Raw genomic sequence first — 19,249 nt, 5'->3', positions numbered from 1 at the left:
CGGACGAGTCTTCCCGCACCCCCGTTTGGTGGGGTGTTGGGGTTGGTCGTTCGGTGGTTTTGGCGAAGGGGAAACACCCGGTCCCATCCCGAACCCGGAAGTTAAGCCCTTCAGCGCCGATGGTACTGCATGGGAGACCGTGTGGGAGAGTAGGACACCGCCGGACTCATATTGTGGAGGGCCCCGCCGTTACCGGCGGGGTCTTCTCATTTCTAGGGTTTCCTGCCGCTCCCGCCGTTCTTGCGACGCCGAAGACACATCGGCACAGTGTTGACCGTCGGCCCGGGACCAGCTCGCATCTGGTGGGTGTCGGCTGCTCGAAGGGTAAGAAGAACGGCCCCCACTCGACCGATGGACCGCTCGCCCTAGACCATTGTCGCTATCGGCAGGGGCACCGGCTCGGCACGATCGTAGTCATGAAGGATTCAAAGTCTTACGATCGCCTGTCGGGACTGTTGCTCTTCCTCGGCGTCATCGAGGGTGTCCGGCCGTTCATCAACAAAGCTCTCGGCTGGGACAGCAGCTTCCTTTGCCTGCCCATGTACCTGCCGAGCCCCTTCTGGTGGATCGCGTCGGCCGGTGTCATCGTCTTCAGTGCCACACTGATCATCTGGCTCGATGTGGCGAAGAAACGACGCTTTCCGGAGAAATCCGAATGAGCGGGCCGAACACGGGCGGGATCCGGTTGCGGCGAAGCCGGCGTGCCGCTCCCGCCATAGCGCTGTTCCTCCTCGCGCCGACGGTCGGAGAACTGCTGCTGGGGAACCTCGCGTACACGCAACTGCCGTTCTTCCTGCCCATCCTCGCCCCAATGTACGGCGGCGGCGCCCTGCTCATCCGGGAAGTGACCCGGAGGGCCGGGCGTGGGCCGACGACGATGCTGATCCTCGGCGTGGCCTATGGGCTCGTAGAGGAGGGCCTGGCGGATCAGATGCTCTTCAACCGGTACTACGCCGGGCACGACGAGATGGGCGACACCTACATTCCCGTGCTCGGGATGGGCGGCTGGCTGACCCTCGGTGTCCTGACGATGCACGCGGTATGGAGTACGAACGTCGGTATCGCGCTGGTGGAGGCTTTCGTGCCTGATCGGGCGGAGACACCGTGGCTGGGCCGGACCGGCCTGAGCGTCACCGCGGTCATCTTCGCCACCGGCTCGGCTCTCGTCGCCTGGGGCGGCTACCAGGACGAGCGGTTCCTCGCCGCGCCCGTGCAGTTGCTCGGCACCGCGGCCGCGATTGTGGCACTGGTCATCGTGGCGTTCCGCCGTCCACCCGCGTCGCGGCTCGCCGGCATCGCCCCGAAGCCGTGGATCGTCGGCGTCGTCGCCTTCGTCGCGGGTGGCGCGTTCTCGTGCACGGCCGACCTGCCCGGATGGTGGAGCGCCGCGGCGGTTGCAGTGGTGATCGCCGTCACGATCATCGTGGTCGGCCGCTGGTCGCGGCAGCGGAACTGGAGCCGTGCTCATCGCCTTGCTCTCGCCACGGGCGCGGTGCTGACCTATGCCTGGATGGGGTTCGGGATGCAGCCGGAGTCGGGCCCCAAGACCACGGGTGACTACGTCATGAACGTTGTGCTGGCTTCAGGCACCGTTGCCCTGGTCGTGTTCGCGGCCCGGAGACTGCACGCGTTCCGGCCGGCCGCGTCCACCGCCGGGGAACGATTCGAGCCCGCTGCTCAGCCGCCGAGCGGGTGACGCCGCTCGCGACGAGCCGGACCGGCGACGTCACGGCACTCATCCCTTTTCCTCCCGAGACGAGGTCGCCGGTGCGGCGCTCGCCGAACGGGTTGGCCTCCGCTGACCCGCCGGTTCGAGTACAGCCTCGCACCATCCCCAGCCGTCATCGGGCCGCCACCGCCGACGTCCGGACGGACGTCTACACCGGCGGAGACCTCGGGCTCAGCCCGGCGAACCGGCCTCGTCCACCGTCATCTGCGACCGGGCGGCGAGAGACCGCCCGGTCGAGCAGGACGGCCGGCACCACGGCCGCGGCCAGGACGGCGCCGATCCAGGTGACGGACGTGAGGCCCGCGCCGGCGTTCAGGGCGACCACGCCCCAGAACCCGCCCCGCCATCCGGTGAAGTGACTGAGCAGCGCGCCCGCCGGGCCACCGGCGATCATCGCCAGGCTGAGGCCGCTGACGACGACTCCGGAGGCGCGTGCGGTGCGGCCAGGGGGGACGAGGCCGGTCGCGGTGACCGCTGCGACCGCCCAGTACCCCGCATAGGCGAGGCCGCAGACGAAACGGGTGGCCAGGAGCACCGCGTAACTCCCGGTCAGAAGGCCGGCCGTCACCGAGACGGCGAAGACGACCTGAGCGGTCACCAGCGTGGTGCGTCGCGGCCAGCGCAGCGTCATGATGGCGAAGGGAGGCCCGCCGATCACGACACCGACGGCGAATGCCGAGATCAGCGCGCCGGCGGAGGACAGGCTGATCTTCAGGTCGTCGGCGATCGCCGGCAGGGTCCCGGCCAGCAGGAACTCCGCACTGCCCATCGCGAACAGGCTGAACGCGAGCAGGTGGACGCCGAGCGGCAGCCTTCCGTGAGGGACCGGCACCTGCTGCCGGGTGGTGTCCACGCTCATCGGCCATCACCCCGGGCCGTGGCGCGGTGCTGTTCGACGGCGCGGTCGACGTCTTCGTCCAGCAGGTCGGTGTTGATGGCGAAGGCGGCGGTGGAGCCCAGGCCGGCGGCGGTGATGACCTGGGCGCACGGATCGATGATGTTACCGGCGGCCCAGACGCCGGCGATGCCGGTGCGGCCGGTGCGGTCGACGGTGACCCAGCCGTCGTCGTCCTTGTCGCAGCCCAGCCGGGTCAGCAACTCGTCCTGCGGAACCATGCGGGGGACGAGGAAGGCGGCGGCACGGGGGATGTGGCGACCGTCGGTGAGTTCGATGCCTTGCAGCCGGTCGTCGTCGATGACCAGATGCCTGATCTCGCCCTCGATGATGCGCAGGCCGCGTGCCTCCAGCCTTTCCCGATCCTGCGCCGTCAGCTTGAGCGTGTGCGGGAAGAAGGCGACATCGTCGCTCCACGCGCGCAGGAGCAGGGCCTGGTGAACCGAGCCCGGATGGGAGCCGAGGACGGCGAGCGGCCGGTCACGGACCTCATAGGCGTGGCAGTAGGGGCAGTGCAGCAGGTCCTTGCCCCACCGTTCACGCACGCCGGGGATGTCGGGCAACTCGTCGCGCAACCCGGTCGCGACCAGCACGCGGCGGGCCTTGAGTGTCGGCCCCCCGGCCATCCGGACGTAGTAGCCGTGGTCGATCCGGTCCACCCGGCCTTGGATGAGCCGGACGCCGTACCGGGAGATCTCGGCGCGGCCGAGTTCGAGCAGTGTCGCGGGGGCCAGTCCGTCACGGGACAGGAAGCCGTGCATGTGCGAGGCGGGCGCGTTGCGCGGCTCACCGCCGTCTATTACCGCTACCGTACGCCGGGCCCGTCCCAGCACCAGGGCGGCGCTCAGACCGGCGGCGCCGGCGCCGATCACCACCACGTCGTAAACCCCGTCGCCGGCGGCGCGCCGCGCGCCGGGGGGCTGGTCGTTCACCGCATTGATCATGGCGATCACCTCCGCGCCCGATGGTGCGGCCCTGGTGAGGTTCCGACAACTTCTGTTGCCATTTCTGGGACGCAGGGATGGAATGGGGGGATGAACGAGCAATCTCCGATCGCCGCCACGCTGGCCCAGGTCGGCGCACGCCTCAAGCGCATCCGCACCCAGCGCGGCGTGAGCCTGTCCGCGCTGGCCGAGGCCACCGGCATATCCAAGAGCACCCTGTCGAGGCTGGAGACGGGCGGGCGCCGCCCGAGCCTGGAGCTCCTGCTGCCCATCGCCCAAGCCCACCAGCTCCCGCTGGACGAGCTGGTCGGCGCGCCCGAGGTCGGCGACCCGCGAATCCGCTGGAAACCCCGCGTCCGCAATGGCCGCACGATGATTCCGCTGACCGCCCACCCCGGCCCCCTGCAAGCCTGGAAGTCGATCATCCCGGCCGAGCAGAACCGGCCCGAGCCGTGCACACACGAGGGGTATGAGTGGCTGTACGTGCTATCCGGGCGCCTGCGGCTCATCGTGGCCGACCACGACCTGATCCTGGGACCGGGTGAGGCCGCCGAGTTCGACACTCGCCTGCCGCACTGGTTCGGCCCCACCGGTGAGTCTCCGGTGGAGGTCCTCAGCCTGTTCGGCCGTCAGGGGGAGCGCATGCACATCCGCGCCAGGCCACGCCCCCGGCGGGAGCCGGCGTCCTGACCCGCTCGGCCGCCGCCTTCACGTTGCCGCATGGGGAGATGGATCCGCCGCGTCCGTTCCCCGCCTCGGATCGGAACTCCCGCTTGTCGTGCAGGCCCGCGCAACGGACGCACGCCTTGCGTGATCTTGCCTGCTCTTCCCGTTTCGGTCCGTTCGGGTGCCCGGCACGGCCCGAGTGCGTCACGCCAGCACACGTGCCCATATCCACTTCCCGCATGGTCTGGTCGGGGAGATGCCGCACTTGGACGACAGCGCCTCCACGATGGGCAGGCCCCTGCCGTCCGCCCTCATGGGCGCGGTGTGCATCGGCGGTTTGCGCACCGGCAGGGCGTCCGAGGAGTCCCACACCATCAGCAGCACCCCGCACGGCTCGCGCGTGAACTGCACGCGAATCTGCTGCTCGGGAGTGTGCAGGATCGCGTTCGTCACCAGCTCACTGGCGATCAGCGCCACGTCGTCGCGCAGCCCGGCCAGCCCCCACGAGGCAAGCCGGAGGTCTACCAGTGTCCGAACCTGACCCGGGGCCGTCCGCGCCGCCAGGAACGTCATGTCCAGCCTGTCGGTGACGATCGCGCTCCTCCTGCCATGGCCCATCACGACCGCCGCGCCAACTGCCGCAGCACCGGTACGGCCCGCTCCGCCGTCGCCGACCCGTCGCCGGCCTCGCCGAGCACATGCCCGCGCTCGCCGCCCAGGCGGAACAGGCGGCCGTTGCACGCGATCACCCGCTCGCCACGCACTCTCAGCGATGTGATCAGGGGCGTCCCGTGCACCGCCGCGCGGCGTCTCCACCGCATGAGCCGCGCTGCCAACTCCGCTAATGGGTTGGTCGTAATATTTCCCATAAGTCCGACTCCTTCCAGTCGGGCCCAGGCCCTGGGACGCGGTGGTGATGACACCGGTCCGGGGCCGCCTTGTATCTCCGTTCTGCGCCCTTCTTTCGCTTTCGGGGGAAGGTGAGGCGGTCCAGCGAGGAGAGGCGCGATCTTTCTCTTTTCTCTGATTCGGAGAGCGCTTAGACTTGGGTCAAGATTGCCGCTATGCGGCAATAAAGCCAATGTCTGATCAAGGCAACGGCATTGCCGTATGGCGACAATGGGAGCGTGAGCAGTGGCTGCTACCAGGGCGAATGTGCAGCGTCGCCGGCAGATTGAACGTGAAGCCAACGAGATTCGTCTGGATGGAATCCGTCGCGGCCTTACCGTCGAAGCCATCGTTGAAGGGATTACTCGTAAGATTTCGGACATTACGCCGCTGGAGGCATGGCGGTTCGCCAGCGGCTACGACCGCAGCGAGGTTTCCGCGAGACTCGACGCCCTGTACGAGGCGGACGGTCTCCAGCCGCCGCACATAGACGCAGCCGTCCTATGCCGGTGGGAATTGGGCGATCGCCGCCCGAGCAACGAACGCATCGAGTACTTCTGCCGCCTCTACCGCACAAGGCCCGATCGGCTCGGATTCGGGACCGACCACAGTCCCGGCGACGTGGCCCACGTTCAGCGCGCGGGGATCGTTGACGCGTTCCCGTTCACGAGTGAGGAGTCCGAACAGGATCTCGTCCAGCGGATCTCGGCCGCCCGGGAGCGCATCAACCTGTTCGGCCTGACGCGATCGTTCTACGCCAGTGACACCGTTCTCTCCGTCCTGAAGAAGAAGGCGCGGACGATGGACGTCAACGTCTATGTCATGGACCCCTACTGCGAGTCCCGCAAGGACCGTTACCGGATCGAACCAGCGGACGCGGCCATGGAAGACCCCGAGCGCTACGTTCGGGAGATCATCCGGCCGCTCCGTGCCGCGTCGGACGAAGAGCCCCGGCTCCGGCTGTACCTCTTCGACTTCCCCTGCTCGTTCGCGATGGAGGAGGTGGACGGGGTCGTGCGCGTCATGATGTACGGGCACGGCCGGCGGGGGACCCATGGCCCGATCATCGTCTTCGGCGAGGGCACGTCCTCGCACGCCTACTTCGTGGAGCAGCTCCGGTGGCTGGAGCGCCTCTCGTCCGACGACTCGCCGGAGCCCTGGAAGAGCAAGGGGGTGCGGGTCCGGCCCTTCGACCTCTGGTAGCCACGTACCCTGGTTAGAGGGACCGGTCTTCGAGGACGGCCAGGTGGGTCTGGAGGGCTTCCAGGTCGTTCTCGGTGAAGACCGTGATGCCGGCGCGTTCCAGGAGGGCCGTGGTCACACCGGAGCCTGGGCGTTTCGTGGCGGTGAAGGTGCCGTCGTAGATGCGGTGGGTGCCGCAGGACGGACTGCCCTCCTTCAGGAGGGCGATTCGGGTGCCGGTGCGCTGGGCGGTGTCCAGGGCCAGGCGGGCGCCCTGGAGAAACCGGTCCGTGACGTCCTCGCCGGTGTCGGTGAGGATGCGGGCTCTTCCGTCCAGGACGTCGGCGCCGTCGCCGTCGACGATCTCGGCCGGAGGGCGCGGGACGGGCAGGCCACCCGACACCTCCGGGCAGAATGGCACGAGACGCCCCTCCGAACGCCAGCGCTCGAACAGGCCGTTCCCCACGGGCCTGGCCGCGCCGTCGTAGCGGACGGGGCGGCCCGCCAGGCAGGAGCTGACCAGGATGCGTTCCACGTCGCCCAGCCTATGCGGGACCGTCGCGCCGTACTCTGCGCCCCGGTTAGGATCGGCCCCCAGACCTGGGGGAACAGCAGTGAATCAGTAGATCTAGTACATACAGGTGGCATGTTGGAGAACTCGGAGGACGCCGCCCGGAGGCTTGAGAACATCCGGGCGCTCACCGATGAGGCGTTCGCCCATATGGATATGGACGAGTTCCTCGACACGCTGCTCGACCGCGTGCGCGAGATCCTGGACGTCGACACCGCCGTCGTCCTGCTCCTCGACCGGCAGGGGCGCTTCCTTGAGGCGACGGCCGCCAAGGGCATCGAGGAGGAGGTCAGCCAGGCCGCGCGCGTCCCGGTCGGCCGGGGCTTCTCCGGGCGTGTCGCCGCCGAGCGCCGCCCCGTCTACATCGCGGACGTGCCGAGCGCCGCCGTGTTCAACCCGCTGCTCGCCGAGCGGGGCCTGCGCTCCCTGCTCGGCGTGCCGCTCATCGGCGGTGGCCGGGTGGTCGGGGTGCTGCACGTCGGGACGCTCACCCACCGCGAGTTCACCGAGGACGAGGCCGAACTGCTGCAGCTCGCGGCCTCGCGTGCGGCGCTGGCGGTGCAGGCGCTGGTCAGCCGGGCCGAACGCGCCGGAGCCCGGGAACTGACCCGCAGCCTCATACCGACCGCGCTTCCCGACATCCCCGGCGCCGAGCTCGCCGCTCGCTACAGTCCCGGCAAGGCGAGCGTCGGCGGCGACTGGTACGACGTGTTCACGCTCCCGTCCGGCGAGATCGGCATCGTCATGGGGGACGTGGCCGGGCACGGGCTCGGCGCCGCCGTCGTGATGGGCCGGATGCGCAGCGCGCTGCGGGCCTACGCGCTGGAGAGCACCGATCCCGCCGAGGTGCTGCGCAGGCTCGACCGCAAGATGCAGCACTTCGAGCCCGACGCGACGGCGACGGTCCTGTACGCGGTGTTCGATCCCGGGCTGGAGCGGGTCCGGCTGTCGTCGGCCGGCCATCTGCCGCCCGCCCTGGCCCTGCCGGGACGTCCCGCGCGGTGTGTCGACACGAAACCCGACGTCCTCATCGGCCTCGGGATCGAGACCCCGCGCGAGACCGTGACCGTCACGCTCCCGCCGGGCGGCCTGCTGGCCCTCTACACCGACGGGCTGGTGGAGCGGCGGGGCAGCTCGGTGAACACCGGCATCGACCGGCTCTGCGAGGTGGTGTTCGCCGGTCCGCCCGAGGAGGTGAGCGCCACGGTGATGTCGGCGCTCATCGGCCGCGAGCGGACCGAGGACGACGTCGCGCTGCTGGTGATCCGGCGCGCCCCCGCCTGAACGGGCTCACTTCCCGGCGCGGATCCGGTTCACGGCGAGCTGCGCCACCCGGACGGCCGCGCCGGGGTTGAGCCGGACGCCCCGCCACGCGATCCGGCCGTGCGCGGGTGCGACGATGAGCGCCTGGTTCTTCGCGACGCCGCGCATGATGTCGCGGGCCAGCTTCTCCGCCGTGTAGAGGCGCGGGGACGCCTTGGCGATGTCACCGGTCGCGTCGCCGCTCAGCGCCGTCTCCGGCAGGTCCGGGTTGACGTTGTGCAGAAGCGGGGTGTCGACGAAGGACGGGCACACGACGCTGACCTTGACGCCGCGTCCGGCGGCCTCCGCGCGCAGGCCGAGGGAGAGCCCGACGACCGCGTGCTTGGTGGCGGTGTAGGGGATGCCGATCGGCATCGGGACGAGCCCGGCGAGCGACGCGGTGTTCACGATGTGGCCGCCGCCCTGCTCCAGCATGATCGGGTAGGCGGCGTGGACGCCGTGCACGACGCCCTTGAGGTTGATGTCGATGGCGCGGTTCCAGTGGTCGAGGGTGAGTTCCTCGGCCAGGCCGCCGATCGCGATGCCCGCGTTGTTGAACACGAGGTCGAGCCGTCCGTGGTCGGCCCTGACGCCCTTGTAGAGGTCGGTGACGGCGCCGGCGTCGGTGACGTCCAGGGCGGCGGACGTGGCCTTGCCCCTGCCGAGGGTGTTCAGCTTGTCGGCCACCCGCGCGGCGCCCGCGGCGTTGACGTCGGTGACCACGACGGTGTCGCCGCGCGCCACCAGGGACGTGGCGATCGCGCGGCCGATGCCGGATGCGCCTCCGGTCACGATCGCGATGCTCATCGCGCGCTCCGCCCGGTGCCGGCGCGGCGCTGCCTCGGCTCGTCCCAGATGCCGAACGCCTTCCAGACCTGCCTGTTCACCGGGCTGATCACGCCGAGTTCGGCCATCAGGTCGCGGATCTTGCCGACCGAGTTGGAGATCTCCGCCTGCGACGCCTCGTTCTTGTAGGCGGCGCGGACGACGTCCTTCGGAATGCCGAAGTGCCGCACCATCGGGCCGGGCGGGGCCAGCATGATCCGCGCCATCACGCCGAGCACGACCGGGGTCGCGATGCCGAGGACGCGGCGGCGCAGCGGGTTCATGTTCGGCACCCGGTGCCTGAGGTAGTGCCGGGCGAAGGAGATGTGCCGGGCCTCCTCCGCGATGTGGATCTTCATGATGGTCTCTTCGAGCGGGTGCTTGACGTGCCCGCCCTTGAGGGACTTGCGCTGGACGTAGTCGATCGGGTCCTCGCCGCCGAGCACGAATATGAAGAACATCTCGGTGCTGACCAGCGGAATCCACGGGGCGGCCTGCGCGATGAGGCTGAGCGACCGCGGCATGCCGCGGATCGGCATCTTCGTCCGGTTCACGAACTCCTGGAACATCATCCCGTGATGACATTCCTCGGTCGTCTCGTGGTAGACGTACCGGAACTCGGGACGGCCGTTCGGCAGCCGGTAGGCGTAGTTGAGCAGCCCGCGCTTCAGCAGGTTCTCGAACTGCAGGCCGATCTTCATCGCGGTGGCGATGCGCCACAGCCCGATCTGCGCCTGGATCTCCGGCGGCTGCGCCTGGTACCAGGCCGTCTCGCCGAGCCGGTCGAACGGCGGCAGCACCCAGCGCGGGTCGTTCTTGTCCACGGCGAACTCGGGGTCGTCCCAGGGGATGTCGGCGTAGGCCTCCCAGTGCTTCTCCACCGACGCCTTGTTCAGGCGGTCGATGACACCGATGTACGACTTTTTGTCCTTGACCTGCTCGCGGAGCTCGTCGGCGAGTTCGGTGGGGGCTTTCGGCATGTGAGGCGCTCCCTCGGGGCGGTGCGGTCGGCGGGCGCCGACGGGGGTCACGGGGACGGGGTCACTGCTCGGATCCGGGCGACGACGCCTCCGCGGGCGTGTCGGGCATGGGCGGGCCGGCCGGGATGCCCGGCTGTGGGACGATCAGCTGCGCGACGTCCTTGACCTGGCGCAGCACCGCGGCCTGGTGGCCCTCGGCGTCGTCGTCCAGCGCGTTCTGGATGGACAGCCCGACGAACATCGCGAACACGCCGCGCAGCATCGCCGGGACGAAGTCGGGGGGCAGCGTGTTCTCCGGGAACAGCCGCTCGAACGTCTCCAGGATCACCTGGAGGATCCGCTCGTTCAGGTCGCGGCACAGCGGCCGCAGCTCGTCGTCGGTGCGGGCCGCCACCGCCAGCTCCGTGAGGGCCTTGGCCGGACGGCCGCGGAACACCTCCCACAGCAGGTCGAGCGCGCCCGACACGTTGCGCCGCTCGGGCGGCAGGACGGCGAACGCCGTCTCGTACGCCAGCCGCTGCGCCTCCAGCAGATGCTCCAGCGCGGCGGCGACCAGCACCATCTTCGTCGGGTAGTGGTGCTGCTGCGCCCCGCGCGAGACGCCGGCGCGGCGGGCGACCTCCGTGGTGGACGTCCCGGACCAGCCGAGGTCCACCAGGCACTCCATGGTCGCCTCCAGGAGCCTGGCCCGCGTGCGCGACCGGCGTTCCTGCTGCGTACGGCGGCTCGGGGCGCCGTAGCGGTGCCGTCGGTGGCTGCTTACTGCCATGTCTCCGACCGTACGAGCGCAGATACAAGCAATCAAGCCTGCATGTATGTTGCCCGCATCACAATTGGACATCGAGTCTTATTGGCCTCTCCGCATACCGCGGCGGACGTAGGAGGGGAGACCGGAGTGCTGCGCGGGGAGCAGTGCGGGTGACTCTCCTGGCCGGACGACGGCTCCCGCGTCGTGCCGCCACGATCCCGCTATGGGAAATGCGGCAGAAGCAAAGCGAACGATCAGCGAGGGGACGGCGGCGGGCGGCGCCCGCACGGTCCGCCTCGGCAAGGTGTACGGGTCCGGTGACATGGCGGTGCGCGCGCTCGACGACGTCACCGTGGAGTTCCCAGCCGGGGAGAGGGCGAGGGAAGCGGTTACGCCTTCCGGGCGGAACTGTGTTGGCTGTCCTCGACGGCGCGCCGCACCAGATGCAGCAGCTGGGAGTTGACGGAACGATCCTGAGACGCGGCGAGCTCCTTGAGCTGGGTGTAGAGGTCTTCCGGAATGCGGAGTGTGAAATTGACCATGAGGCCATTATGAAGTTAGATTGAGGCCATGTCGCGGTTCCGCATGTACCCGACACGCGAGCAGGAGCAGCAGATGGTGCTGCACTGCGCGCACGCTCGCTACGTGTGGAACCTGGCTGTCGAGCAGCACGCCTACTGGAAGCCCGGCCGCAGGTCTGCTCCTGGTTTTGCTGAGCAGTGTCGCCAGCTCACTGAGGCCCGCGCGGAAAGTGAGTGGCTGCGGGAGGGGAACGTCGACGTACAGCAGCAGGCGTTGAAGGACTTCGCCAAGGCCAAGGCTGCGATGTTCGCCTCCGGGTTCGGTGCGCCGACCTGGCGCAAGAAGCATGTGCACGAGGGCTTCCGCGTTATCGGCACCGACCGCGTGCCAGCTCGCCGGCCGGACGGCAGCCCGGTGCTGAACGCCAAGGGCAAGCAGGTGATGAACCGCAGGGTAGTTGTGCGCAAGCTCAACCGCCGCTGGGCTCAGGCCAAGGTTCCCGGCTGCGGCTGGGTACGGTTCCGGCTCACCCGCTGTCAACTGCCCGATGCCAAGACCTTCCGCGTCACGTTCAAGAACGGCCAGTGGCACATCGCCTTCGCGGTTATCCCTGAACCGGTGCCAGCTCCGGGAACCGGTGCGGTCGTCGGCGTCGATCGAGGTGTTGCGATTACCGCCGCGCTGTCGGACGGACGCAAGCTGAACTGCCCGCAGCTCACCACCAGGGAACAAGCCCGGCTCCGCAAGCACCAGCGGCGGGCGGAACGAGCCAAGAGGGGCAGTTCCGCCAAGGTGGTCGAGTACGCCAAGGCCGCTAAGTTGAAGGCGCGTGAGGTCAACCGGCGCAAGGATTGGTGCGAGAAGACGTCAACGATGCTTGCCCGGACCTATGACCTGGTGCGTTTTGAGAAGTTGAGCATCGCCACCATGACCGGTTCGGCCCGGGGGACCGTTGAGCGGCCAGGGCGGAATGTGCGGCGGAAAGCCGGGCTGAACCGGACGATCCTTGCACAGGGCTGGGGTCTGCTGCGGCAGCGCACCGGGCAGAAGGCCCCCGGCAGGGTCGAAGACGTCCCAGCCCGGTACACCTCCCTGCGTTGCAGCACCTGCGGATGGATCGAGAAGAACTCGCGCAAGAGCCAAGCCGAGTTCCGCTGCGTGTCCTGCGGTTTTACCTGCAATGCGGATGAGAATGCAGCGATCAATGTCGCGGCAGGACAGGGCGGCCACAGCCGTCCCGGGCGTCGAGCCCGTGCCGGAGGGACGACACCGCCCAGGAAGCGGTCGAGCGTCCGTGAACCTCAACCCACTTGGGTTGGAATCCCCCTCCACTAAGGAGTGGGAGGATGTCAAAACACGTTCGCGATCACGATGGCGCAGCGGACCCGCGAGTCGGCGCTGCTGCGCGCCCTCGGCGCCGGACGCCGCCAGGTCGTCACGATCGTCGGCTTCGAAGCCCTGGTCGTCGGCGGTGCCGCCACCCTCGCGGGCCTCGCCGGCGGGCTCGGCTTCGCGGCCCTGCTCCGGCAGTTGTTCACCCGGTTCCGGATCGGCATCGCGATGGAGGGCCTCACCGTCGCCCCCACCTCGATCATGATCGCGGTGCCGGTCGGGCTGCTGGTCACCCTGATCGCGGCGCTCGGTCCCGCGCTGAAGGCGTCGCGGGTGCCGCCGCTGGCCGCGCTGCGCGAGGTCGCGGCGGAGGCGTCCGGCCCGTCCGACACCCGCGTCGTCGTCGGCGGCGTCTTCGCGGCGGTCGCGATCGGGACCGTCGTGTTCGGCGCGGTCACCGGGCAGACGGCGATGGCGGCCGCGGGCGCGGTCGTGACCGCCGCCGCGATGGTGGCGCTCGGGCCGGTCGCCGCCGGGCCGGTCGCGCTGCTGCTCGGCGGGCCCGCGGCGCGGCTGCGCGGGGTGCCGGGGACGCTCGCGCGGGACAACGCCTCCCGCAGCCCGGCGCGCACCGCCGGCGCCGCGACCGCGCTGATGATCGGCGTCGGCGTCGTCACGCTGATGACGGTGTTCATCGGGTCGCTGCGCGCGTCCCTGGAGGACGGCGTCGCCGGGTCGTTCAAGGGCCCGATCGTGGTGAACGCGGGCAACAACGAGACCGGCGGGTTCAGCACGTCCCTCGTCCGGGAGGCGGCGAAACTGCCCCAGGTGCGCGAGGTCGCGGGGCTCGGCACGGGCAGCATGCGGGTGGACGGCTCCCCCTCCACCGTCAGCGTGGCCGACCCGTCCAGCCTGCGGCGTGTCCTCGACCTGGGCGTCACGCAGGGCGGCCTCAGCGACGCGAGCACGTTCGCCGTATCGAAGAAGGCCGCGGATGACAACCACTGGCAGGTGGGCACCCCGGTCGGCGTGACGTTCGCGGACGGCACCTCACAGAAGCTCACCGTGGGGGCCGTCTACGAGAATACCGACCTGACCGGTGACTACCTCGTTCCGCGCACCGTATGGAACGCGCACACCAGGCAGCCCTTGGACACGCGTGCCTTCGTCGAACTGAACCCCGGCGCGTCGGCCGCGTCCACCCGGCAGGCCCTGACGGCGCTGGCCAAACCCTACGGCGCACCCGAGGTCCAGTCGCGGGACGATTTCGTCGCCGCGCAGACCGAGGAGATGGCCGGCTTCATCACCGTCGTCTACGGGATGCTCATCCTGGCCATCGTCGTCGCGCTGCTCGGCATCGCCAACACGCTGTCCCTCGCCGTCCACGAACGGACCCGCGAACTCGGGCTGCTCCGCGCGGTCGGCGCGACCCGCCCGCAGATCCGGTCGATGGTCCGCTGGGAATCGGTCATCGTGGCACTGTTCGGCACCGGCGGCGGGCTCGGCCTCGGCGTGTTCCTGGGCTGGGGGCTCGGCACCGCCCTGGGCAACCCGTTCGCGCCGTCCGCCGTCCAGCTCGCGGTCATCGCGGCGGTCGGCGCGGTGGCGGGGGCGCTCGCCGCGATCCGTCCCGCCCGGCGCGCGGCGCGGCTGGCGATCCTGTCCGCGATCTCCGCGCCGTGACACCGCCGCCCCGTTCCCCGCCGCGCCGTTGTCCCGCCGCGCCGGGGAAACGGGGCGGCGGGCCCGCACCTCCCGGATATGGTGACCCCATGCAGGTCAACCAGTCGGGCAAGCTCACCAACGTCTGTTATGACATCCGCGGGCCGGTGCTGAAGCGCGCCAAGCAGCTGGAGGCCGAGGGGCACAACATCCTCAAGCTGCACATCGGCAACCCGGCCCCGTTCGGGTTCGAGGCCCCGCCCGAGCTCCTCCAGGACATGATCCGCAACCTGCCGGAGGCGCACGGCTACAGCGACTCCAAGGGCATCCTGCCCGCCCGCCGCGCCATCGTGCAGCAGTTCGAGGCGGGCGGTGTCACCGGCATCGACGTCGAGGACGTCTACCTCGGCAACGGCGTGTCCGAGCTCATCGTCATGACCCTGCAGGCGCTGCTCAACGACGGCGACGAGGTCCTCATCCCCACGCCCGACTACCCGCTGTGGACGGCGTCCGTCTCGCTCTGCGGCGGCACGCCCGTCCACTACCTGTGCGACGAGGACGACGGCTGGCAGCCGAGCCTGGACGACATCGAAGCCAAGATCGGCGACCGGACCCGCGCCATCGTCATCATCAATCCGAACAACCCGACCGGCGCCGTCTACTCACGCGAGGTGCTGTCCCGCGTCGTCGAGGTCGCCCGCCGCCGGGGGCTGATCGTCTTCGCGGACGAGATCTACGACCGGATCCTGTACGACGGCGCCGAGCACGTCCCGATCGCGTCGCTGGCGCCCGACCTGCTCTGCCTCACCTTCGGCGGGCTGTCGAAGAACTACCGGGTCGCCGGGTTCCGCTCGGGCTGGGTCGTGCTGTCCGGGCCGAAGGAGCACGCCGAGTCCTACATCGAGGGGCTCGACATCCTCGCCAACATGCGGCTGTGCCCGAACGTCCCCGGCCAGCACGCCATCCAGGCCGCGCTCGGCGGCCACCAGAGCATCGACGACCTCGTCCTGCCGACCGGCCGCCTCGGCGAACAGCGCGACCGCGCCTGGAAGCTGCTGAACGACCTGCCCGGCGTCAGCTGCGTCAAGCCGCAGGGCGCCCTCTACGTCTTCCCGCGCCTCGACCCCGAGATGTATCCGATCGAGGACGACATGGCCTTCGCCCTCGGCCTCCTCGAACACCAGAAGCTCCTCGTCGTCCAGGGAACGGGCTTCAACTGGCCGTCCACCGACCACTTCCGCATCGTCACCCTCCAGTACGCCGACGACCTGGAGGACGCGGTCGGCCGCATAGGCGAATTCCTGGCCGCCTACCGCCGCTGAGCCGCCGGCCGCGAGCGGCCCGTCAGGACGGTTCCGCGGCGGCGGTGTCGAGGCGGCGCAATGCGCCGCGGACCACGTCCGGGTCGGTCGTGGCCCAGAACGGCGGCAGCGAGTTCTTCAGGAAGCCGCCGTACCGTGCCGTGGCGAGCCGCGGGTCCAGGACGGCGACGACGCCGCGGTCGTCCATCGAACGCAGCAGGCGCCCGGCGCCCTGGGCGAGCAGCAGCGCGGCATGCGTCGCGGCGACCGACATGAAGCCGTTGCCGCCGCGTGCCGCGACCGCCCGCGACCGGGCCGAGGACACCGGGTCGTCCGGACGCGGGAACGGGATGCGGTCCATGATGACGAGCTGCAGCGACGGGCCGGGGACGTCCACGCCCTGCCAGAGCGACAGGGTGCCGAACAGGCAGGTCCGCTCGTCCTCGGTGAACTGCCTGACCAGCAGGGACGTCGAGTCCTCACCCTGGCACAGCAGCGGATGCGACAGGTGGTCCTTCAGCTCGTCGGCGGCCTGCCGCGCGGCCCGCATCGAGGAGAACAGGCCGAGGGTGCGCCCGCCCGCCGCCTCGATCAGCTCGGTGATCTCGGTGAGGTAGGCGTCGGCGAGACCGTCCCGTCCCGGCTGGGGCAGATGCCGGGCGACGTACAGGATGCCGGCCTTCGGATGGTCGAACGGGGAGCCGGCGTCCAGCCCGGACCACACGACCTCGGTCTCCTCGCCCTTCTGCGTCGCGGTCCGCGCGAGCCCCTCGGCGGCCGTCCTGGCGTCCCGCGGGGCGCCCTCCTCCAGCGATGGCAGGCCCCACTGGCGGGCCAGCGGCTCGAACGACCCGCCCAGCGTGAGCGTCGCCGACGTCAGGATCGCGGTGCGCTGCTCGAACAGGGTCGTCCGCAACAGGCCGCCGACCCCGATGGGTGCCACGTGCAGCGCCGGCGGCCGTTTGGGGCGCCCCTCCTGGACGAAGGGCTTCTCCAGCCACACCACGTCAAAGCGTTGGGCCATCTCGGGCTGGAACGCCTCCAGCATCCGTACGGCCGTGTCGTGCAGGTCCTCCAGCGACGACCGTGCGGCCTTGCGCGCGGCCATGTCACCTGGGTCGGAGTCCTTCTTGTCCGGGCCGAGCGCAGTGATGCAGGCGTGCGTGGCGTCCCGGACGGTGGCGAGGGTGTTGCCCAGAGCTGATGAGAGGACGTCCATACGGCCCTGGGGCAGCTCCTCAAGGAGGATGCCGAGCCCTTCGGCGGCCTCCTTCAACCGGTCCGCGACGGCATCCTCGATCAGGCGCCCGCAACGCCGTGCGGCGGTCTCCACCCCGGCCGCGCTCAGATCCCCGGTGGCGACCGACGTGACCCGGTCGACGAGCTCATGAGCCTCGTCCACGATGACGACATCGTGCTCAGGCAGGACCTGGAATTCCTCCAGAGCGTCAATGGCCAGCAGCGCATGGTTGGTGACCACGATGTGAGCCTCACCGGCCTCCGCCCGTGCCAGCTCGGCGAAGCACTCCGTTCCCTGCGGGCACCGCTGCGCCCCCAGGCATTCCTTCGCCGTGACCGCCACCTGCCGCCACGCCTGCTCGCCCACCCCGGGCACCAGCTCGTCACGGTCCCCGGTCCGGGTCTCCTCCGCCCACTCGTTCAGCCGCTTGACCTGCCGCCCGAGCGCGGACAACTGCTGCGGGTCGAACAGGGACGGACCGTCCTCCTCCTCGGGCACGCCCGTCTGTACCCGGTGCAGGCACAGGTAGTTGCGGCGGCCCTTGAGTATCGCGAACTTCAGCTCCGTCCCGAGCATCGGCCCGAGCGCCTCCGCCAGCCGGGGCAGGTCACGCTCGACGAGCTGCCGCTGCAGCGCGATCGTCGCGGTCGACACGACCACCGTCGTCTGCTGGTCCACCGCATGCCGGATCGCCGGAACCAGATAGGCCAGCGACTTGCCCGTTCCGGTGCCGGCCTGCGCGGCGAGATGCTCCCCGGACCCGATCGCCTTCTCCACCGCCCGCGCCATCTGGACCTGGCCGGGGCGCTCGGCACCCCCGATGGACGCGACGGCCGCGGCGAGCAAGGTCGCCGTGTCCGGAATCTGGGTGTCGCTGCCGGTCAGCAGATCAGGGGCGGGCACGTCGCCCAACGCTACCGCCCGCGACGGACACCCGCGTCCCACCCGGCGAGACCGGCCCCCGCCGATCACCCCATTCCAGGATGGACCACATCAAACCTGGAGCGTCCGATCCGGGTTATCCACAACCACGGGAAACTCGTCGGCCGCCTCCCGGCCCTGCGAGTGTCGACGGCATGGCACCTCTCGTGATCCGCTCCGCCCTGGACGCCATCGCCGCCGTCCCGTACCTCCTCGGCTTCCACCCGTCCCGCAGCCTCGTCGTGATCGGCTTCGAGGGCCGCGACCACGGCACATGCGCGATCCGGCTCGACTTACCGGCCACGGGCGCCGCAGGCCGGGTCGCCGCCCTCCTGGCCGGCAACGGCTTCGCCCGCTCGCTGCTGCTCGGTTACGGCTCCGAGGACGAGGTCGGGCGATCCGCCGGGGCCATGCGCGCGGCCCTCGCCGCCGCCGGCGTCCCCGCCGCGGAGGCGATCCGCGTCGCCGGCGGCCGCTGGTGGTCGCTCACCTGCCACGACGACTGCTGCCCGCGCGAAGGGACCCCGTACGACATCTCCGCAAGCGTCCTCGCCGCCCAGGCGACCTACGCCGGTCACGTCGCCCTCGCCGACCGCGCCGAACTCGTCCGCTCCGTCCAGCCGGTCGACGGCCCCGCCCGCGCCTCCATGCGCCAGGCCACCGCCCGCGCCGAAAAACGCCACCTGGCCCGCCGCGACGACCACCTCGGCTTCCTGCGGGCCCTGCTCACCCGGGCTCGCGCGGGCGTCTCCCCGACCGACGACGAGGCCGCCATGCTCGGCTTCGTCCTCACCGACCTGCGCCTCCGCGACGAAGCGTGGATCCGCATCGACGAGGGCGCCCCGGCCGCCGACATCGCCCTCTGGCGCGACATCCTGCGCCGCGTCGAGGAACCCTACGCCCCCGCTCCCGCCTCACTCCTGGCCTTCGCCGCCTACACGGCCGGCGACGGCGGCCTGGCCAACGTCGCCCTCCAGCGCGCCCTGGACGCCGACCCCGCCTACTCGATGGCCGTCATCCTCCGTGAAGTGATCAACAGCGGTATCCCCGCCTCCCGGCTCCGCCTCCACATGACCTCCGACCAACTGGCCGCCGCCTACGACGACGAAAGGAAAGCCGGCTGACAGCGGGCGGCTGCCGGGGCGGGCGCGGCCGGATCAGGGAGCCACCGCTTGGCCGGGGGAGCCAGGGTCTATCCGGCGGCTGGGGTTCCGGGCGTTCCACGCGCGCATTCGCGGCGGGTAGCCGACTATCTGGACGTCGTAGACGGGGAGGCCCAGATCACGAGCGACCTTACCGATGACTTTGGGGGAGCCCACGCGGCGGCGGGTCCATTCGCCGTCGTGGGCGACGGCGACGGCGGTGGTGTCGGTGGCGAAGGTCTCCGGCTCGACGAAGAATTCCACGCCGCGGCGTGCGCGGGCGAAGGCGATCAGCGCCTCTATGTCGGCGTCGGTCGCCTCACGGTCGAGTTTCGTCACCGTGGATCCGCGGTTCTTGCGAATCCCGAATCTGTCCCGGAACCTCATTCGCCTACCCCG

The 19,249-nt window shown here is 70.2% G+C and carries 20 protein-coding genes and 1 rRNA gene; 10 read left to right on the top strand and 11 right to left on the bottom strand.

The genetic code is table 11. The annotated features are described in order from the left end of the window. Positions 1-49: 49 nt before the first annotated feature. The 3 genes from rrf (at position 50) to ACQP1N_RS23995 (ending at position 1,696) form a co-directional block, all read left to right on the top strand. Positions 50-166: ribosomal RNA gene (gene rrf, locus ACQP1N_RS24005) — 5S ribosomal RNA — on the top strand. Between the two features lie 250 nt (positions 167-416). Next, positions 417-659, top strand: coding sequence for a hypothetical protein (locus tag ACQP1N_RS24000; protein WP_067797424.1), 243 nt, complete (start codon positions 417-419; stop codon positions 657-659). Further along, positions 656-1,696: a hypothetical protein gene (locus ACQP1N_RS23995; RefSeq protein ID WP_433226759.1), complete on the top strand. Its 1,041-nt coding sequence runs from the start codon at positions 656-658 to the stop codon at positions 1,694-1,696. The genes ACQP1N_RS24000 and ACQP1N_RS23995 overlap by 4 nt, the downstream gene beginning before the upstream one ends. A 181-nt stretch (positions 1,697-1,877) precedes the next feature. Here the strand turns inward: ACQP1N_RS23995 and ACQP1N_RS23990 are convergent, their stop codons facing one another. Both ACQP1N_RS23990 and ACQP1N_RS23985 read right to left on the bottom strand, forming a co-directional pair. Next, positions 1,878-2,588 carry an MFS transporter gene (locus ACQP1N_RS23990; RefSeq protein WP_242609054.1) on the bottom strand — a complete coding sequence of 237 codons (711 nt, stop codon included), beginning with the start codon at positions 2,586-2,588 and terminating at the stop codon, positions 1,878-1,880. Next, positions 2,585-3,568: an NAD(P)/FAD-dependent oxidoreductase gene (locus ACQP1N_RS23985; RefSeq protein WP_433226757.1), complete on the bottom strand. Its 984-nt coding sequence runs from the start codon at positions 3,566-3,568 to the stop codon at positions 2,585-2,587. Before ACQP1N_RS23985 ends, ACQP1N_RS23990 begins: the two co-directional genes overlap by 4 nt. A gap of 90 nt (positions 3,569-3,658) precedes the next feature. Here ACQP1N_RS23985 and ACQP1N_RS23980 point away from each other — a divergent pair, with 90 nt between their 5' ends. Next, positions 3,659-4,258 carry a helix-turn-helix domain-containing protein gene (locus ACQP1N_RS23980; protein ID WP_433226755.1) on the top strand — a complete coding sequence of 200 codons (600 nt, stop codon included), beginning with the start codon at positions 3,659-3,661 and terminating at the stop codon, positions 4,256-4,258. Between the two features lie 180 nt (positions 4,259-4,438). Here ACQP1N_RS23980 and ACQP1N_RS23975 read toward each other — a convergent pair whose 3' ends face one another. Together ACQP1N_RS23975 and ACQP1N_RS23970 are read right to left on the bottom strand one after the other, a co-directional pair. Beyond that, complete coding sequence (locus tag ACQP1N_RS23975; protein ID WP_131733027.1) at positions 4,439-4,852, bottom strand: ATP-binding protein; 414 nt, start codon at positions 4,850-4,852, stop codon at positions 4,439-4,441. Beyond that, complete coding sequence (locus ACQP1N_RS23970; RefSeq protein WP_433226753.1) at positions 4,852-4,998, bottom strand: hypothetical protein; 147 nt, start codon at positions 4,996-4,998, stop codon at positions 4,852-4,854. The genes ACQP1N_RS23975 and ACQP1N_RS23970 overlap by 1 nt, the downstream gene beginning before the upstream one ends. A 640-nt stretch (positions 4,999-5,638) precedes the next feature. Between ACQP1N_RS23970 and ACQP1N_RS23965 the strand changes: the two genes are divergently transcribed. Then, positions 5,639-6,325 (top strand): hypothetical protein, encoded by a 687-nt coding sequence (locus tag ACQP1N_RS23965; RefSeq protein WP_067797403.1) that lies wholly within the window; start codon positions 5,639-5,641, stop codon positions 6,323-6,325. Positions 6,326-6,338: 13 nt separating this feature from the next. On the opposite strand, the gene ACQP1N_RS23960 is transcribed toward ACQP1N_RS23965, so the two are convergent. Further along, positions 6,339-6,839: a DUF523 domain-containing protein gene (locus ACQP1N_RS23960; RefSeq protein ID WP_067797400.1), complete on the bottom strand. Its 501-nt coding sequence runs from the start codon at positions 6,837-6,839 to the stop codon at positions 6,339-6,341. Positions 6,840-6,950: 111 nt separating this feature from the next. Here ACQP1N_RS23960 and ACQP1N_RS23955 point away from each other — a divergent pair, with 111 nt between their 5' ends. Further along, entirely contained in the window at positions 6,951-8,159 is a 1,209-nt protein-coding gene (locus ACQP1N_RS23955) for a PP2C family protein-serine/threonine phosphatase (RefSeq protein ID WP_067797397.1), read from the top strand. Positions 8,160-8,165: 6 nt separating this feature from the next. Here the strand turns inward: ACQP1N_RS23955 and ACQP1N_RS23950 are convergent, their stop codons facing one another. From ACQP1N_RS23950 to ACQP1N_RS23935, 4 genes are all read right to left on the bottom strand, one after another. Further along, a complete protein-coding gene (locus ACQP1N_RS23950; protein WP_067797394.1) occupies positions 8,166-8,984 on the bottom strand; it encodes an SDR family NAD(P)-dependent oxidoreductase in 819 nt (272 codons plus the stop codon). Continuing rightward, positions 8,981-9,982 (bottom strand): AurF N-oxygenase family protein, encoded by a 1,002-nt coding sequence (locus ACQP1N_RS23945; RefSeq protein WP_067797391.1) that lies wholly within the window; start codon positions 9,980-9,982, stop codon positions 8,981-8,983. Before ACQP1N_RS23945 ends, ACQP1N_RS23950 begins: the two co-directional genes overlap by 4 nt. A 61-nt stretch (positions 9,983-10,043) precedes the next feature. After that, positions 10,044-10,751, bottom strand: coding sequence for a TetR/AcrR family transcriptional regulator (locus ACQP1N_RS23940; RefSeq protein WP_242609053.1), 708 nt, complete (start codon positions 10,749-10,751; stop codon positions 10,044-10,046). Positions 10,752-11,119: 368 nt separating this feature from the next. Beyond that, positions 11,120-11,272: an Arc family DNA-binding protein gene (locus ACQP1N_RS23935; RefSeq protein WP_433226749.1), complete on the bottom strand. Its 153-nt coding sequence runs from the start codon at positions 11,270-11,272 to the stop codon at positions 11,120-11,122. A gap of 28 nt (positions 11,273-11,300) precedes the next feature. Between ACQP1N_RS23935 and ACQP1N_RS23930 the strand changes: the two genes are divergently transcribed. The 3 genes from ACQP1N_RS23930 (at position 11,301) to ACQP1N_RS23920 (ending at position 15,568) form a co-directional block, all read left to right on the top strand. Then, the gene (locus tag ACQP1N_RS23930) at positions 11,301-12,587 is read left to right on the top strand and encodes an RNA-guided endonuclease InsQ/TnpB family protein (protein ID WP_433226747.1); all 1,287 of its coding nucleotides are present in this window, start codon (positions 11,301-11,303) and stop codon (positions 12,585-12,587) included. 36 nt (positions 12,588-12,623) lie between these two features. Next, complete coding sequence (locus ACQP1N_RS23925; protein ID WP_433226745.1) at positions 12,624-14,267, top strand: FtsX-like permease family protein; 1,644 nt, start codon at positions 12,624-12,626, stop codon at positions 14,265-14,267. 89 nt (positions 14,268-14,356) lie between these two features. After that, entirely contained in the window at positions 14,357-15,568 is a 1,212-nt protein-coding gene (locus tag ACQP1N_RS23920) for a pyridoxal phosphate-dependent aminotransferase (RefSeq protein ID WP_067797369.1), read from the top strand. Positions 15,569-15,590: 22 nt separating this feature from the next. On the opposite strand, the gene ACQP1N_RS23915 is transcribed toward ACQP1N_RS23920, so the two are convergent. Then, on the bottom strand, positions 15,591-17,690 hold the full coding sequence (locus tag ACQP1N_RS23915) for an ATP-dependent DNA helicase (protein WP_433226743.1): 2,100 nt from the start codon (positions 17,688-17,690) through the stop codon (positions 15,591-15,593). A gap of 173 nt (positions 17,691-17,863) precedes the next feature. Between ACQP1N_RS23915 and ACQP1N_RS23910 the strand changes: the two genes are divergently transcribed. Then, complete coding sequence (locus ACQP1N_RS23910; protein ID WP_067797366.1) at positions 17,864-18,832, top strand: DUF4192 domain-containing protein; 969 nt, start codon at positions 17,864-17,866, stop codon at positions 18,830-18,832. Between the two features lie 33 nt (positions 18,833-18,865). Here ACQP1N_RS23910 and ACQP1N_RS23905 read toward each other — a convergent pair whose 3' ends face one another. After that, positions 18,866-19,237 carry a hypothetical protein gene (locus ACQP1N_RS23905; RefSeq protein WP_433226741.1) on the bottom strand — a complete coding sequence of 124 codons (372 nt, stop codon included), beginning with the start codon at positions 19,235-19,237 and terminating at the stop codon, positions 18,866-18,868. Positions 19,238-19,249: the final 12 nt, after the last annotated feature.

This window comes from Actinomadura formosensis, assembly GCF_050948385.1.
GTDB classification, from domain to species: domain Bacteria; phylum Actinomycetota; class Actinomycetes; order Streptosporangiales; family Streptosporangiaceae; genus Spirillospora; species Spirillospora formosensis.
The sequence above is the reverse complement of the archived record's forward strand: the minus strand, read 5'-3'. Positions and strand labels throughout refer to the sequence as shown.

Bases quoted from the DNA above. Each gene is read 5' to 3' on its own strand.
- ACQP1N_RS24000 (WP_067797424.1), top strand. From the start codon at position 417: ATGAAGGATTCAAAGTCTTACGATCGCCTGTCGGGACTGTTGCTCTTC.
- ACQP1N_RS23995 (WP_433226759.1), top strand. From the start codon at position 656: ATGAGCGGGCCGAACACGGGCGGGATCCGGTTGCGGCGAAGCCGGCGT.
- ACQP1N_RS23990 (WP_242609054.1), bottom strand. From the start codon at position 2,588: ATGAGCGTGGACACCACCCGGCAGCAGGTGCCGGTCCCTCACGGAAGG.
- ACQP1N_RS23985 (WP_433226757.1), bottom strand. From the start codon at position 3,568: ATGATCAATGCGGTGAACGACCAGCCCCCCGGCGCGCGGCGCGCCGCC.
- ACQP1N_RS23980 (WP_433226755.1), top strand. From the start codon at position 3,659: ATGAACGAGCAATCTCCGATCGCCGCCACGCTGGCCCAGGTCGGCGCA.
- ACQP1N_RS23975 (WP_131733027.1), bottom strand. From the start codon at position 4,852: ATGGGCCATGGCAGGAGGAGCGCGATCGTCACCGACAGGCTGGACATG.
- ACQP1N_RS23955 (WP_067797397.1), top strand. From the start codon at position 6,951: ATGTTGGAGAACTCGGAGGACGCCGCCCGGAGGCTTGAGAACATCCGG.
- ACQP1N_RS23950 (WP_067797394.1), bottom strand. From the start codon at position 8,984: ATGAGCATCGCGATCGTGACCGGAGGCGCATCCGGCATCGGCCGCGCG.
- ACQP1N_RS23945 (WP_067797391.1), bottom strand. From the start codon at position 9,982: ATGCCGAAAGCCCCCACCGAACTCGCCGACGAGCTCCGCGAGCAGGTC.
- ACQP1N_RS23940 (WP_242609053.1), bottom strand. From the start codon at position 10,751: ATGGCAGTAAGCAGCCACCGACGGCACCGCTACGGCGCCCCGAGCCGC.
- ACQP1N_RS23935 (WP_433226749.1), bottom strand. From the start codon at position 11,272: ATGGTCAATTTCACACTCCGCATTCCGGAAGACCTCTACACCCAGCTC.
- ACQP1N_RS23930 (WP_433226747.1), top strand. From the start codon at position 11,301: ATGTCGCGGTTCCGCATGTACCCGACACGCGAGCAGGAGCAGCAGATG.
- ACQP1N_RS23925 (WP_433226745.1), top strand. From the start codon at position 12,624: ATGGCGCAGCGGACCCGCGAGTCGGCGCTGCTGCGCGCCCTCGGCGCC.
- ACQP1N_RS23920 (WP_067797369.1), top strand. From the start codon at position 14,357: ATGCAGGTCAACCAGTCGGGCAAGCTCACCAACGTCTGTTATGACATC.
- ACQP1N_RS23910 (WP_067797366.1), top strand. From the start codon at position 17,864: ATGGCACCTCTCGTGATCCGCTCCGCCCTGGACGCCATCGCCGCCGTC.
- ACQP1N_RS23905 (WP_433226741.1), bottom strand. From the start codon at position 19,237: ATGAGGTTCCGGGACAGATTCGGGATTCGCAAGAACCGCGGATCCACG.